General features: G+C 43.5%; 14 protein-coding genes. 12 read left to right on the plus strand and 2 right to left on the minus strand.

What is annotated here, in order from left to right; translation table 11 throughout:
* Positions 1-71: 71 nt before the first annotated feature.
* Entirely contained in the window at positions 72-449 is a 378-nt protein-coding gene (locus ACFQWC_RS17580) for a DnaJ family domain-containing protein (protein WP_299741606.1), read from the plus strand.
* A gap of 38 nt (positions 450-487) precedes the next feature.
* Here the strand turns inward: ACFQWC_RS17580 and ACFQWC_RS17585 are convergent, their stop codons facing one another.
* Positions 488-673, minus strand: a complete 186-nt coding sequence (locus ACFQWC_RS17585; protein ID WP_299741607.1) for a histidine kinase — start codon at positions 671-673, stop codon at positions 488-490.
* A gap of 48 nt (positions 674-721) precedes the next feature.
* Positions 722-2,203 carry a methyl-accepting chemotaxis protein gene (locus ACFQWC_RS17590; protein ID WP_377108720.1) on the minus strand — a complete coding sequence of 494 codons (1,482 nt, stop codon included), beginning with the start codon at positions 2,201-2,203 and terminating at the stop codon, positions 722-724.
* 178 nt (positions 2,204-2,381) lie between these two features.
* Here ACFQWC_RS17590 and motA point away from each other — a divergent pair, with 178 nt between their 5' ends.
* The 11 genes from motA (at position 2,382) to ACFQWC_RS17645 (ending at position 14,588) form a co-directional block, all read left to right on the plus strand.
* The gene (gene motA / locus ACFQWC_RS17595; protein WP_299741609.1) at positions 2,382-3,173 is read left to right on the plus strand and encodes a flagellar motor stator protein MotA; all 792 of its coding nucleotides are present in this window, start codon (positions 2,382-2,384) and stop codon (positions 3,171-3,173) included.
* A complete protein-coding gene (motB, locus tag ACFQWC_RS17600) occupies positions 3,160-3,951 on the plus strand; it encodes a flagellar motor protein MotB (protein ID WP_341357345.1) in 792 nt (263 codons plus the stop codon). Before motA ends, motB begins: the two co-directional genes overlap by 14 nt.
* 335 nt (positions 3,952-4,286) lie before the next feature.
* Positions 4,287-5,678 (plus strand): alanine/glycine:cation symporter family protein, encoded by a 1,392-nt coding sequence (locus ACFQWC_RS17605; protein WP_299741611.1) that lies wholly within the window; start codon positions 4,287-4,289, stop codon positions 5,676-5,678.
* A gap of 237 nt (positions 5,679-5,915) precedes the next feature.
* Entirely contained in the window at positions 5,916-6,866 is a 951-nt protein-coding gene (locus ACFQWC_RS17610; protein WP_377108724.1) for an ABC transporter permease, read from the plus strand.
* Entirely contained in the window at positions 6,859-7,809 is a 951-nt protein-coding gene (locus tag ACFQWC_RS17615; RefSeq protein ID WP_341357347.1) for an iron chelate uptake ABC transporter family permease subunit, read from the plus strand. Before ACFQWC_RS17610 ends, ACFQWC_RS17615 begins: the two co-directional genes overlap by 8 nt.
* Positions 7,806-8,567, plus strand: a complete 762-nt coding sequence (locus tag ACFQWC_RS17620) for an iron ABC transporter ATP-binding protein (RefSeq protein WP_299741617.1) — start codon at positions 7,806-7,808, stop codon at positions 8,565-8,567. Before ACFQWC_RS17615 ends, ACFQWC_RS17620 begins: the two co-directional genes overlap by 4 nt.
* 18 nt (positions 8,568-8,585) lie before the next feature.
* A complete protein-coding gene (locus ACFQWC_RS17625) occupies positions 8,586-9,536 on the plus strand; it encodes a siderophore ABC transporter substrate-binding protein (protein WP_299741618.1) in 951 nt (316 codons plus the stop codon).
* Position 9,537: 1 nt separating this feature from the next.
* Positions 9,538-9,846 (plus strand): antibiotic biosynthesis monooxygenase family protein, encoded by a 309-nt coding sequence (locus ACFQWC_RS17630; protein WP_299741620.1) that lies wholly within the window; start codon positions 9,538-9,540, stop codon positions 9,844-9,846.
* A gap of 121 nt (positions 9,847-9,967) precedes the next feature.
* Positions 9,968-11,062, plus strand: coding sequence for a carbohydrate kinase (locus ACFQWC_RS17635; protein WP_299741622.1), 1,095 nt, complete (start codon positions 9,968-9,970; stop codon positions 11,060-11,062).
* A 22-nt stretch (positions 11,063-11,084) separates the two neighbouring features.
* Positions 11,085-12,014, plus strand: coding sequence for a pseudouridine-5'-phosphate glycosidase (locus ACFQWC_RS17640; RefSeq protein ID WP_299742643.1), 930 nt, complete (start codon positions 11,085-11,087; stop codon positions 12,012-12,014).
* A 96-nt stretch (positions 12,015-12,110) separates the two neighbouring features.
* On the plus strand, positions 12,111-14,588 hold the full coding sequence (locus ACFQWC_RS17645; protein WP_377108727.1) for a PAS domain-containing protein: 2,478 nt from the start codon (positions 12,111-12,113) through the stop codon (positions 14,586-14,588).
* Positions 14,589-14,769: the final 181 nt, after the last annotated feature.

Genomic DNA, 14,769 nt, shown 5'->3' on the forward strand with positions numbered 1-14,769 from the left:
AACAAGTGGGTAGTAAACGATACGTCTAAGACCAGCCGCGTCCACTATAGTTTGGAGTAGGAGGGGTAGAATTGGATTTTTCGATGATCATGTCCGAGCAACGAATTAAGAAGGCCTATGAAGAGGGGGAGTTTAAAGAGCTTCCGGGATTCGGTAAACCTCTTAATTTAGACGATGATTTAGGAGTTCCCCAGGAGTTGAAGATGGCCCATCGGATGATGAAGAATGCCGGCTTTACAACAGATGAAATGAATCTCAAAAAAGAAATGATGCGCATAGAAGACTTGATTAAAGCATGCGATGACGACTTGGAGAAGCGGGAGCTGCAGAAGAATCTGAATGAAAACATCCTGAAATACAACGCGATGCTTTCCAGGAAGAGAATCAATACGAATGGTTCCTTATTCAAAAATTATGAGCACAAAATAGAAAACAAGCTCCTGAAATAATGAAAACACCACTTTCAGAAAATGAAAGTGGTGTTTCTTTATTTCTTCTCGGGTTCATCTTTAAATAAGAAGAATGAGATCACTCCGGATAAGAGTGCCGCTCCTATGATGATCATGGTTTTGGCTTCAGAAGGGATTTCAGAGTATCCTTTGCCGATCATCCAAGTCGCTACCACGGCTACGATAAACATGATGGGGATCATCATGATGATTCTTCGTTTCAAGGTGCCACATCCTTTAGTACTCTAATAATGCTTTTAGTTTATCATATTTTACAACTCTACACTGCGTTGAATTCGCTCTGCACTTGTGGCGGTATCTTGAACATATTGAGCAATCATACGGTTATCACCATGAAGGGTCTCGATAGTGGCACTGATTTCTTCGAGTCCTGCAGAGGTTTGCTGAATGACGGCTGCAAGCTCTTTCGTTGATAGTTCGGCTTCTTCGGTTTGGCCTCTTACTTCTGATGCGGTAGAGGTCAAGGTCTTGAACTCGTTTGAAAGGGAATCAAGCTTTTCGCGAAGTGTCGTGAAATACTCCGTTACCTCTCCCGTTGCTCCCACATTTTCATTTAGCTTTTCTGAGCTGAGATTCATGATTTCGACAGCAGAAGAGTTCACTAAGTTAACGGAAGCAAGATTGTCGTTAATGCGGATGGCTGTGTTTCGTGTAATCTCTGCAAGTTTCCGGATTTCATCGGCCACGATACTGAATCCCCGCCCGGCTTCTCCTGCCCTCGCCGCTTCTATAGATGCATTTAAGGCAAGTAAATTGGTTTGGTCCGTAATGTCTTGAATGCTTCCAATGAACGTATTCGTTTCTTCTATTTTGCTTGTTAATTCGCTGAACGTTTGACGTAGTCCTTCAATAATGTTTTTCAGTTCAATCATGTTTTCCTGCAGATATGTGACACGCTCGCTTCCTGAAACGGCGATAGAATTCGCTTGGGTAGAATGAACAGTGAGATTGTTTGAAAGCTTGGAAACCTCCTCCATTTTACTCATCGTCGTTTCCGAAACGGCAGCAATGTTGTTAATCTGGTCACTTTGTGTGACGCTTCCAGCCGATATTTCATTAACGGCGGTTCTCATTTCATCATGTGAGACGAGGTGGGTTTGAATCTGCTCGTTTATTTGATGAATGCTCGTAGAGATGGTCGCTAATTCTGTTTGTAGGAAGTTTCGTTGTTCTTCTTTTTTCATGCTGTCGCTTTCTGTCATTTTGATCAATTCCTGAAGCTGCTTGAATTGATTGCGGTTCAAGTGTATCACCACTCCAAGGACCGTCCCCAACAGAACATAGGCAAGCAATGCCGGAATGAATAATTCTGTGAAAATCGGGTCGTTGTCGGGCGCAAGGATTCCATTTAAGATGAACAATGCAAGTCCCGATACATATCCGATTCCAAAGATCACTGGATTAAAGTGAATCGCACTGATGACAGCCAAAAATAATAAGATGACTAATTCTGTGGGATTGGATCCTTCTAAAAATAGCCAGATTCCGATGATGGCATAAACGGTAGGAATGCTGAAATAAACATAGGAATGTGGCTTTTTCAAGATTACTTGCAGCACAATAAAGTATCCTGTAAGAAATAGAATCTGGGAAGCGAAGACGGTTACGGCGATGATTCCTGACTCATTTATGATGGAATACGTGAGGGCTGCGACCAGACTGATGGAATACGTGATCAGGAACAGCAGGTTTTTTCTTTTACTATCGATTTCTTTCAATTGCTCTGGGGTCATGACGTTTTCTCTCCTTTAATAGTGACACCTGTATAGTACATATATCGACAAGATCAGGTAGTACTTCATAACGATTTACGGTAATTTATAAGAAAATTTTGAACACTTTCACCTCTCAATAATTAGAAATTCCATCCGATACTAGTAGTAGACTACGATGAGTAAGGTGGAGCGATCGATGGATAAGACGTCTTTAATAGGAGTCATTTTAGGATTGATAGCGGTTGGAGTGGGGATGGTTTTCAAGGGAGTAAGCCCTGTTGCCTTATTGAACCCTGCAGCCATTTTGATTATTTTGCTTGGAACAGTGGCAGCAGTGACCATTGCCTTTCCAACCCATGAAATTAAAAAAGTACCTAAGCTATTCGGCATACTGTTTAAGGAACAAAAACTGCAGGACCCGAAACAAACGATTCAATTCTTCTCTCAATTAGCAGATCTTGCCCGAAAAGAAGGACTGCTTGCACTCGAGGCCAAAACACAGGAAGTCGAAGATCCTTTTTTGAGGGACGGACTTTCATTAGCGGTGGATGGACAAAGTGCTGATTATATACGGGATGTGCTTCATGAAGAAATTGATGCCATGGAAGAGAGACACAGTGCCGGGGCGCTCATTTTTACACAAGCAGGGACCTATGCACCGACACTCGGTGTGCTTGGAGCGGTGATTGGACTTATAGCGGCCCTCAGTCACATGGACAATACGGATGAACTTGGCTACGCGATTTCAGCGGCCTTCGTTGCAACACTCCTCGGTATCTTTACGGGTTACGTTCTTTGGCATCCATTTGCCAACAAGCTGAAGCGCAAGTCAAAGCTTGAAGTACAGATGAAAATGATGATGGTGGAAGGGATCCTGTCGATCATCGAGGGAGAATCGCCGCGGGTGATTGAACAGAAGCTGGCGTCCTATTTACCGGCAAGTGAACGATTATTGTTATTAAAGGGGGATGAGGATGAGGCGGCGTAAGAAGAAACATGACGACGAGCATATGGACGAGTCCTGGCTGATTCCATACGCTGACTTACTCACCCTGCTGCTGGCCCTGTTTATCGTGCTTTATGCGTCAAGCTCGGTGGACGCTCAAAAATTCAGGGAACTTTCCCAGGTGTTCAGTGAAATCTTCACGGGAGGGACGGGAATGATGGAGTACCCCAGTCCCGTAGCACCTCAGCAGTCGAGCGATCAGGAAAGCAAACAGGCAGCATCTTCAGGGAATGAAGAGGAAAAAGAGAAGGAATTAAGCAAGGAAGAACTTGATAAGCAGGCTTTTCTAAAGGATCAGGAAGAGCTAAAGGAAATACAGGAAAAAATAAATCAGTACATCAAAACGAATAATCTGGAAATTCAATTCGTCACGAAGCTTACCGATGAAGGCTTGCTTCTCACGATTCGGGACAATGTCTTATTCGACTCGGGATCAGCCATTGTCCAAGGCAATGACCTGAGCGTGGCCGGGGAATTATCTGCGCTGCTTGAAATGAATCCTCCACGGAACATTATTATTAGCGGCCATACGGATAACGTGCCCATCAGTAATGCGGAATACGATTCAAACTGGGAGCTAAGCGTCATGCGGGCAGTTAATTTCATGAAAATCATTTTGGACAATCCAAAGCTTGATCCCCAGTGGTTCAGTGCAAAAGGATTCGGAGAATTTGAACCGATTGCCGACAACACTACATCAGAAGGCCGGGGCCAAAATCGCCGGGTGGAAGTGTTGATTCTGCCCAGGGTATCAGATTAAGAAACAGGATCTGCAGTCAGAAGTTGGCTGCAGATTTTTTGTTGGTCAGAAATTGCCGTATTTCCGGGGAAATGAACGGGTTTTGTCGAAAGGACCTTGGTTTTAACCAACTAAATCATCCTCATCCTTCCTCATTTTTAAACAATATGTTTCACACCACCAAATTTAGGGAAAAGTTTGAAAAACCATTTAGAAGTAGTGGCTAATTTTTCAGGAACAGGGGTCTCTATATGCGGAGGAAGGGCATTATACATACTTTTCCACCATCATTTACGCCTTCCCCAACCAACAATTCCAAACCTTAGCCACTGCCTCTACTAAAAGGAGGAGCACGATTGGATACGTTTTTTGACATCATAGGTAAAGTTTCGGCATGGTTATGGGGGCCCCCATTAATCATTGTCCTGGGTGCAACGGGTTTGTACCTGACATTCTTATTGAAATTCATACAATTTCGCTATCCTCTCTACATCTTTAAACAAACGATAGGGAGCGTTTTTAAGAAGCCGAAAGGCGAAGGAACGGTGACGCCGTTGCAGGCCTTGACATCGGCTCTATCGTCCACCATCGGGGCGGCGAATATTGTCGGTGTACCGGCAGCGATCATGTTTGGTGGGCCGGGAGCTGTTTTCTGGATGTGGGTGATTGCCTTAATTGGAATGGCTCTTAAGTTTTCCGAGAGTGTACTTGCGGTCCGCTATCGTGAGAAGAATGAAAAGGGGGAATATGTTGGCGGTCCCATGTACTACATGACGAAAGGATTAAACATGAGATGGCTCGGTGTATGGTTTGCCTTTGCCCTTATGATCGAGCTGATTCCAAGTGTGATGGTGCAAGGGAATGCTGTGGCATCAACGGTAGAAGAAACATTTAATGTAGATGGGCTTATCACGGGCATTGTTGTGGCCCTCATCGTTGTATTAATCGTATTTGGTGGAATAAAGCGTATTGGTAAAGTAACGGAAATATTTGTCCCATTCATGGCTCTGATCTATGTAGGAAGCGCTTTGGTCATTCTATTTATGAACATTGGTGCAGTGCCCGAATTCTTCAGTCTGATTCTGTCAAACGCTTTCCAACCCATGTCCGCAATGGGTGGGTTCGCCGGGGTAGCAGTGGCTGAAACGATCCGTTGGGGATTTGCCCGTGGATTATACTCAAATGAGGCAGGACTTGGAACTGCGCCGATTGCCCACGCTGCGGCACAAACCGATCATCCCGTCAGGCAGGGGCTTTGGGCGATCGTTGGGATCGTGATTGATACGATCATTGTCTGTACGGCAACGGCCTTCGTAGTGTTATCATCAGGGGTGTGGACAGCAGAGAATGCATTGGATGACCCGTCAGCCCTTACGACAGAAGCATTCACAAGTTATTTCGGGGAATTTGGTGGAATCCTCGTTACGATTTCATTGATTTTCTTCGTACTATCGACGATTATCGTCATCGTCTTTTACGGAGCAAAGCAAGCGGAATTCCTATTTGGCTGGAAGGCGGCACAAGGAATCAAGGTTGTATATACGGTTGCGATCGTGCTTGGTTCAGTTGGTGCAGCAAAAGTCATTTGGCAATTCCTTGACTTAGCCCTTGCAGCGATCTTAATTCCGAATATCATTGCGGTTCTTCTTTTAAGTAAAGAAGTTAAGAGGCTTACACATGAGTTCTTTACGTCGGATGAGTATTACATGAAAGACACCGGCAAGGTAAAAGAAAAGAAAATATCATAGTCCAAAAGACTTGTTTTTCCGAGTGGGGAAGCAAGTCTTTTTTTTATGGAATTCTGGCTGCCCTGCGCATTGCGACCTACTTCTGGTTCGTGGATGATTATGGAATTAGTGATAATCATTTTCAATTAGGTGTTGACACCTTTTGAAAATGCAGTATATGATAGTCATGTGCTAAATGATAATGATTTTCAATATCAATGAAATTTAGTAAAATCAATGAAAGTTTTGGGGATAGTCATGAAACAACGTTACCTTTTTATTGCGCTCATCTTGCTGTCACTCCTGTCTATATTTGTAGGAGTGAGCCATATTACACCGATGGATTTACTTCAATTTCAATCCGAAGAGACACAGATTTTTCTCATCAGTCGATTCCCCCGATTATTGGCGATCTTACTTGCCGGTGCGGGAATGAGCATTGCAGGGTTGATCATGCAAAGCTTGAGTCGAAACAAGTTCGTATCCCCTACGACGGTGGGGACGATTGATGCTGCCCGGCTGGGGATCCTTGTATCGATGATTGTGTTTGTAAACGCCTCTTTACTTGAGAAGATGATTGTTGCTTTTGCATTTGCGTTAGCCGGCACATTGCTTTTTATGCAAATACTCGATCGGATCAAGTTCAAGGATGCAGTCTTTATCCCCCTCGTCGGGTTGATGCTTGGGAATGTGTTGTCTTCGGTGACAACGTTTTTTGCCTACAAGGCAAATGTGATTCAAAATATGGCGGCATGGCTGCAGGGTGATTTCTCATTGATCATGAAAGGCCGATATGAACTTTTGTACATAAGCATTCCCATTATGATCATTGCCTATCTTTATGCGAATCGGTTTACTGTCGCCGGGATGGGGGAGGACTTCTCCAGGAACCTTGGTGTTTCTTATCGCAGAATAGTGAATACTGGTCTCGTTCTGGTGGCCCTCATTACGGTGACAGTCGTATTGACTGTCGGGATGATCCCATTTCTGGGTTTGATCATACCCAATATCGTTTCCATCTTTAAAGGAGATCACTTACAGAAGACATTGCCTCATACGGCCTTACTTGGAGCGATCTTCCTTCTTGTCTGTGATATTTTAGGCCGGATTATCATCTACCCGTACGAAATTTCGATTAGTTTAATGGTTGGGGTCATCGGCAGTGCCATCTTCCTATACTTGCTGGTAAGGAGGAAGGCATATGCGTAATCGGTGGAAAATGCTTATTTTATTATTTGTAGCCCTGTTATTTTGCGGGATTTATTTATTCTACGAGCTAAATGGAAGCTATGATTATGCACTGCCTCGACGGGGGATGAAGGTGCTTGCTATGGTCATTACGGGAATCGCAATCGCCTATTCAACGGTCGTATTTCAAACGATCACACATAATAGGATCTTAACACCGAGTATTATGGGGCTTGATTCTCTTTATCTCCTTCTTCAAACGGTGATCATTTTCTTCCTGGGATCGGATCACATGCTTGTCATCAACAAGAATATAAACTTCTTACTATCGGTTGCAGCCATGATTGTATTTGCTCTTATCCTGTATCAATTATTATTCCGTCATAGTAATCAACCCATCTACTATTTATTGTTGATCGGAATCATCGTTGGTACATTCTTTGGAAGCATCACCACATTCCTGCAAGTGTTGATTGACCCCAATGAGTTTTTAATGGTTCAGGATAAGATGTTTGCGAGTTTCAATAACATGAATGCGGATCTGGTTTGGCTTGCCCTTATCGTGGTAACCATCGTGATGATGATTGGCTGGAGGAAGATCCATTACCTGGATGTCATGTCATTGGGAAGGGAGATGTCCATTAATCTTGGTGTGCCTTATGATCGAATGGTGCGTCGTATGCTGGTGATTGCGTCTGTACTCATTGCTGTTTCAACCGCCCTGGTCGGGCCGATTACCTTTTTCGGATTAATCGTCGCAAACTTAGCTTATCAATTCTTCCGGACCTACAAACACAGCATGTTCATTACCGGCGCGGGCTTGATGAGTATCATTGCCCTCGTTGGCGGACAGTGGGTGGTAGAACGGATCTTCACGTTTTCCACGACCCTAAGTGTGATTGTAAACTTCATCGGAGGAATGTACTTTATATATCTTTTGTTAAAGGAGAGTAAAGCCAAATGATACACATTCGAGGGCTATCCAAGTCGTACGGGAAAAAGCTGGTGGTTGAAGACGTGACTGTCACGATTCAGCCTGGTCAAATTACTTCGTTTATTGGACCGAATGGTGCCGGGAAGTCGACCCTTTTATCAATGGTAAGCCGTCTGCTTGACTCAGATAGTGGTGAAATCATACTGGATCAAGCTGATCTCAAGAAAATGAAATCAGATGATCTTGCCAAAAGAGTCGCGATCCTAAAGCAATCGAACTTCCTTAACGTCCGTTTGACGGTGAGAGAACTGGTATCGTTTGGACGATTTCCTTATTCGAAAGGCCGATTAAAGGAAGAAGATGAAAAGGCAGTTAATCAGGCACTTGACTATATGAATCTGGGGGAGTTAGAGGGGAACTACTTAGATGAATTATCCGGGGGGCAAAGGCAGCGTGCTTTCATTGCCATGGTCATCGCCCAGGATACAGATTATATTCTCCTGGATGAGCCCCTGAATAACCTGGACATGAAACACTCCGTCCAGATCATGAAAATTCTGCGCAGATTAGTGGATGATCTGGGGAAGACGGTCGTCATTGTCCTGCATGACATCAATTTTGCCTCGGTGTATTCAGACAGAATCGTTGCAATGAAAAATGGCAGGGTCATAAATGAAGGTTCAACAGATACCATCATTCAAACCCAAGCGTTAAAGGAAATCTATGATATGGACATTCCTGTACAACAGATGAACGAAAATCGGATTTGTGTTTATTTTAATTCATAAAAAAGAGGAGAAAAGATAATGAAAAAATGGTCATTAATAACACTATTACTTACAGTTTTACTAGTATTGGCAGCGTGCGGTTCAAAGGAAGAATCAACGACAGAATCGGAGAGTTCCGGTGGAAACGAAGAACTGAAAGAAATCACAGTCAAGCATGAACTTGGCGAAACGAAGGTTAAGCAAAATCCTGAAAAGGTCGTCGTGTTTGATTTCGGTGTCCTTGATACGTTAGATGAGCTTGGAGTGGAAGTAGCGGGAGTACCGCAAGCAACCATTCCTCCATACCTTGAGAAATACAGCGGTTCTGACTACACGAACGTAGGAAGTTTGAAAGAAGCAGACTTTGAAGCGATCAGCTCCATGAAACCGGATGTGATTTTCATCTCTGCCCGCCAATCGGAAATGTATGAAGAATTCGCGAAAATCGCTCCCACCGTGTATGTTCAGACGGATTACACAAATTACATGGAATCATTCACAAGCAACATGAAAACCATTGCAGAAATCTTTAATAAAGAAGATGAAATGAAGAAGGAATTAGAGGATGTTCAAGCTGGTGTCGACGGTATTAAAGAGAAGACTGGAAGCCTTGATAGCAAAGCGTTGATCTTGATGGGGAATGAAGGGGAAGTCAGTGCATACGGTCCTGGCTCCCGTTTCGGAATTCTCCATGATGTATTCGGATTCAAGCCTTCTGATGAAAACATAGAGGAATCCACTCATGGTCAAAATGTGACGTTTGAATATGTATTGGAACAAAATCCCGATGTTCTGTTTGTGATCGACCGTGATGCTGCCTTTGATCCAAACGCAAGCGTCAAAGATTCAATTGAAAACGAACTTGTACAAAAAACGAACGCCTACAAAAATGAAAAAATCGTCTATCTGAATGGGGGCCCATGGTACCTTTCAGGAGGCGGACTTCAATCGATGAAACAAATGGTTGAAGATGCGAAGGCAGGTTTATAATATGTTTTATCAAATAAAGAGACTGGTAGTGAAAGAGGGAGCATCATCAAAAGTGGTTGAAAGGTTTTCCGGTGAGGGATTAATTGAAAAACAGCCAGGGTTTATCGACTTAAAAGTCCTCGTCAAAAAAGTACGCCGCGGCGACGAAGAAGTGATTGTCATGATTCAATGGGAATCGGAAGCGGATTGGAAAAATTGGGAGAAGAGCCCTGAGCATATTGCAGGTCATAAAGCGAGTGCCGGCAAGCCTAAACCCGACCATATTCTTGAATCGAGTCAACATGTGTATGAGGTAAAGGCAAGTAAATAGTGAAAAGAAGTGTCCTGAGGTATATCGGGACGCTTTTTCTTTTATTTTCCTTCTTGTCTAAATTTAAACAAAAGTTTAAAATATTAACAAAAGTTATTTTTCTTTATAGGGGTGGGAGCTTGTGAACGAAAAAGAAAAGCTTTTGTTGACGTATATTGAGGAAAATCCATTTATGACTCAACAGGAATTGTCCGAGCGAAGTGGGATGTCACGCTCAGCGGTTGCAGGGTATATTTCGAATCTGGTGAAGCAGGGGAAAATCATGGGGCGTGCGTATGTTCTTCCGAAGAAAAACGGGATCACGTGCATCGGAGGAGCAAATATCGACCGGAAGCTTCAGTTGGACGGTACGTTTATTCCTGAAACCTCAAACCCTGCGAGAACAGAGCAATCCAGTGGCGGCGTGGCACGCAATATTGCCGAAAACTTAGGCCGGCTGGGAAAACAGGCCAATTTGATAACGGTTGTAGGCGAAGATACGGAAGGAAGCTGGCTTTTATCTCAAACGAAGTCGTATGCCGATGTATCCGCATCCCAGCGGCTTCCAAATGAAAGCACCGGGGCTTACTCCGCCATATTGGACGAAGAAGGGGAAATGCTGTTTGCCCTGGCTGATATGAACATTTATGAAAGCGTTGACATTGGTTTTATTGATAAGAGATGGGGATTGATTTCTTCATCTGAAATGGTGCTGCTCGACACCAATTTTCCAGAGGATGTACTGAAGTACATCATCCGCAGGTGCCAAACGGAGGGAGTGCCCCTTACGATCATCCCGGTTTCTGAACCGAAAGTGTTGAAGCTTCCTACATCATTGGAAGGGGTTTCCTGGTTCATATGCAACAAAGGGGAAGCGGAAACGTATGTAGGAATGACGATTGAGACAGAGGGCGACTATTTTAAAGCGGCCAAAGCCATCACCCAAAGAGGTGCGGAAAGGGTCGTGATTACACGGGGAGATCAGGGATTGGTCTATTACACTACTTATAAAGAAGCGAGAGCCGTGTTACCTCCCAAAGTTGAAGTCGCTGATGTAACCGGTGCTGGAGATGCCCTTGTTGCGGGAATATTATTTGGCTATTTAAAAGGATCCGATACAGAAGGAGCTTGCCGGATCGGAGTGATCTGCTCGTCCATTACACTGCAATCCAAATTTACGGTGGCACCTACGCTGAACAAGTCCAAGCTTCAACAAGAGTTTAGTCATTACTATTGATTAGGGGGAAATGTACGTGAATATCAACTCATATATTGAATACTCGCAGGAAGTATCAGAAGCCAAAAAGGCAGGAAAGGCAATTGTGGCATTGGAATCAACGATTATTTCTCATGGAATGCCTTATCCACAAAATGTGAAAACCGCTCGTGAAGTGGAGGGTATCATTCGTTCAAAGGGTGCAGTTCCAGCAACGATTGCCATCTTGAACGGGAAGATCAAGATTGGTTTATCTAATGAAGAGCTTGAATATTTAGGACAGGCTTCAGACGTGATCAAGGCAAGTCGCCGCGACATCCCTTATATCCTTGCTTTTAAAAAGGACGGGGCGACTACGGTTGCTGCCACCATGATCTGCGCGGAGCTTGCTGGTATTTCGGTTTTCGTGACAGGAGGCATCGGGGGTGTGCATCGGAATGCAGAAGTGACGATGGATGTTTCGGCGGATCTTGAGGAGCTTGCTGTGACGAACGTGGCCGTTGTCTGTGCCGGTGCTAAATCCATCCTGGATATAGGCTTGACGATGGAATACCTGGAAACAAAAGGAGTGCCTGTTTTAGGATACGGAACAGATTCCTTACCGGCCTTTTATACACGAAGCAGTCCTTTTTCAGTGAACTATAAAGTAGAGACCGCCCAAGAGACGGCTGATATTCTAAAAGCGAAATGGGACCTTGGATTAAAAGGAGGCGTGGTCATCGCTAACCCGATCCCTGCCCAGGACGCACTGGATGAAAACGAGATGAATAGTATCATAGAAAGAGCGTTAAACGAAGCGGAAGAACAACGTATTTCAGGTAAGGAAGCTACGCCTTTCCTCCTTGGGAAAGTAAAAGAATTAACAGAAGGAAAGAGCCTTACAGCCAATATCGAACTCGTGAAGAACAATGCTCATGTAGGGGCAGATATTGCAGTTCATTATGCCAAACTTGCGAAGGTGAAAACCTTCTAATACTGTGAAAATAGGAGAAACCTGGGCAGATGGTTGTGCCCGGGTTTTTTATATGAAATATATTGACCGTTTATATGTTTGAAGAGGTAGGGTAAAATGGTGGTAAATAACGATACAAAAAAGGAAGGTACTATGGCTGATATGCAACCCTATCATGCATTGAGTGTTGACTCGATTCCAGTCCCGGCTGCAATAATAGATGTGCAAGACCAAAATTTTATAGAAGAGAATGAAGAATGGAAAGGTTTGACCCTGCAAGAAGATAATCTTCTTCAGAAAATATTAGTAGAAAAGAATTGTTCCATCCGATTAAATCATTATACCTACAAAGTTAAACGTAAACAGATCGATGAACAAAAAGAATTAGTGATGATTGTTCCGGAGGTGTGTGGAGAGAAGCACGTATCCCATGATTATTCAAATAACTCCCGTTCGGCCATATATGAGTCTCTTATTTATAACACCCCGACTTGTGTTTGTATTCTTGATAACAAAGGGAAAGTAGTGGAGATGAATCAATCCTTTCAGGAGCTGTTTCATATTTCCGATACCGTTTTGGGTGAGTCCCTGTGCAATCAAACACCCCTTCAGAATCAAGCCTTTATCAACTTAGTGATGAACGGAATAAGGGGAGTGAATACGACCGGGGAAGAAGTAACCTTCATGATGGATAATCGACGGAAGATTACATGCAATATTACCATTTCCCCGGCCAATTACAAAAGTGACGGAACTGTAGACAGTGTCGGAATCATCCTTCACGACATCACGGAGAAGAAAAACTATGAAAACGAACTGGTCTCATTGAAGGCGGAACTTGAGAACACACTTCGCCTCCAAAAGACGATCACCTATAAGATTAATAAGAGGGACAATGAATTTGTCATCGAGATGGCGGCAGGGGAGCTATTGAAAAAATTAAATCTGACTCCTTCAAAGGTGATTGGTAAAACCATTGAAGAAGTATTTGATTCCCATCATTTAGGGAAAATCCAACCTAAACTAAAGCGTATATGGGAAACAGGGGAAGAGTTGACGTATGAGGATGAATACAAGGATTTAGAATATATCGCCTCCATCGTCCCAGTGGTACAAGATGGAAAAGTAGCGGAAATCATCTGCTCCATTTCAGATATTTCCCTGATCAAAGATATTCAGAGAAAACTGATCGAAAGCGAGCAAAAGTATAAGTCAATTGTGAAATACAGTCCTGATAATATTTATATGGTTGATACGAAGGGGATCATCCAGGAAGTGAACCCTGCTGTGAAACAGCAATGGAATCATATCTCTCCTTATATGATCGGCAGTCACTTCAGTGAATTCATCGCGGAAGGCAGTAAGCATTCAGCCATCAATCACTTTGAAGTCGCCCTAAAAGGAGAAGCGTCAAGATTTGTCACCACCTTCGAAAATGGTGAAGGTGGCAAAAGCCATGTAGCGGTCACCAACATCCCGATCCGGGTCAAAAACAAGGTCATCGGAATTTATGGATTCGGACAGGATATCACAGAGAAACTGAAGATGGAAGAAGAACTAAAAGAAGCGAAAGAATTACTGGAAGCGTACTTTGAGCATGCCGGTGATGGAATTGTTCTTTTAGATCCAGAGGGAAGCGTATTGAAGGTCAATCAGCAGTTTGAATCGATGTTCGGTTGGAATAAAGATGAAATTACAGGAAATAAAATCACCTTTATTCACCAGGAAGACCAGGTAGGACAATTCAAACAGAATTTAATGACCATCAAGGCCGGGAAGCGAATAAAGGATTATGAAACGGTGCGGTACCGAAAAGACGGCACGCCGATTGAAATTGCCTTTAACATGAACCCGATCTTAAATGACGATGGAAACCTGATCGGTATTTCAGCCATCATCCGGGACCTATCCGAGAAGAAGCGAAATGAAGACTTACTGAAGAAATCGGAACAGTTAGCGATGATCGGACAGCTCGCAGCAGGAGTGGCCCATGAAATCAGAAATCCGCTGACGACCCTGAAAGGCTTCCTTCAACTAATGAAAGAAAATGCGAAGGATGACTTTTACTTAGGGGTCATCCAGGGAGAGCTCGATCGAATCGAAATCATCACCAATGAGTTTCTGGCCTTGGCGAAACCAAGAGCCGTTCAATTTTCCCTGACCTCCTTAACGACCCTGCTCACAAGCTCTGTCGAATTCATTAAGATGGAATGCCTGAAGCAAGGAGTCGATGTAAGGTTCTCCGTGGAAGAAGCGGAAATTTATTGTGATTCCCATCAAATGAAACAGGTCATATTAAATGTCATGAAAAATGCCCTGGAAGCCATGCCAAGTGGGGGTCTCCTCAGTGTTCAACTTGAAAAAGAAGACGGTTATGCGAAAATCTCCATTCAGGATAATGGAAATGGAATCCCGCCTGAGCGAATGAAGCATTTAGGTGAACCTTTCTACAGCACGAAAGAGAAAGGGACCGGTCTCGGATTGATGATCTGCCAAAAAATCATCAAAGAACATCACGGCTCACTATCGATTCAAAGCAATGTATCGGAAGGAACGACCGTTACGATCTTGCTGCCGATTGCAAATGAAAAATAGAATAGAAGAAACTCCATGATGAGAGGGAACTCTTGTCGTGGAGTTTTTTTATTTCCTCGGCTATTGTCGATTTAACTAAGGGAAATCATCCGACAAAAAATGTAAATTCCAGATAAGGTGGACTCTTGAAATGCTGATATTTTCCGGGAAATAGTACGTTCTACAAATTTCTTATTTCTCT

It is taken from the genome of Rossellomorea sp. GCM10028870 (genome assembly GCF_042666755.1).
Lineage (GTDB): Bacteria > Bacillota > Bacilli > Bacillales > Bacillaceae_B > Rossellomorea.

Coding starts and splice junctions, on each gene's coding strand:
- ACFQWC_RS17590 (WP_377108720.1), bottom strand. CDS start 2,203: ATGACCCCAGAGCAATTGAAAGAAATCGATAGTAAAAGAAAAAACCTG.
- motA (WP_299741609.1), top strand. CDS start 2,382: ATGGATAAGACGTCTTTAATAGGAGTCATTTTAGGATTGATAGCGGTT.
- motB (WP_341357345.1), top strand. CDS start 3,160: ATGAGGCGGCGTAAGAAGAAACATGACGACGAGCATATGGACGAGTCC.
- ACFQWC_RS17610 (WP_377108724.1), top strand. CDS start 5,916: ATGAAACAACGTTACCTTTTTATTGCGCTCATCTTGCTGTCACTCCTG.
- ACFQWC_RS17615 (WP_341357347.1), top strand. CDS start 6,859: ATGCGTAATCGGTGGAAAATGCTTATTTTATTATTTGTAGCCCTGTTA.
- ACFQWC_RS17620 (WP_299741617.1), top strand. CDS start 7,806: ATGATACACATTCGAGGGCTATCCAAGTCGTACGGGAAAAAGCTGGTG.
- ACFQWC_RS17625 (WP_299741618.1), top strand. CDS start 8,586: ATGAAAAAATGGTCATTAATAACACTATTACTTACAGTTTTACTAGTA.
- ACFQWC_RS17630 (WP_299741620.1), top strand. CDS start 9,538: ATGTTTTATCAAATAAAGAGACTGGTAGTGAAAGAGGGAGCATCATCA.
- ACFQWC_RS17645 (WP_377108727.1), top strand. CDS start 12,111: ATGGTGGTAAATAACGATACAAAAAAGGAAGGTACTATGGCTGATATG.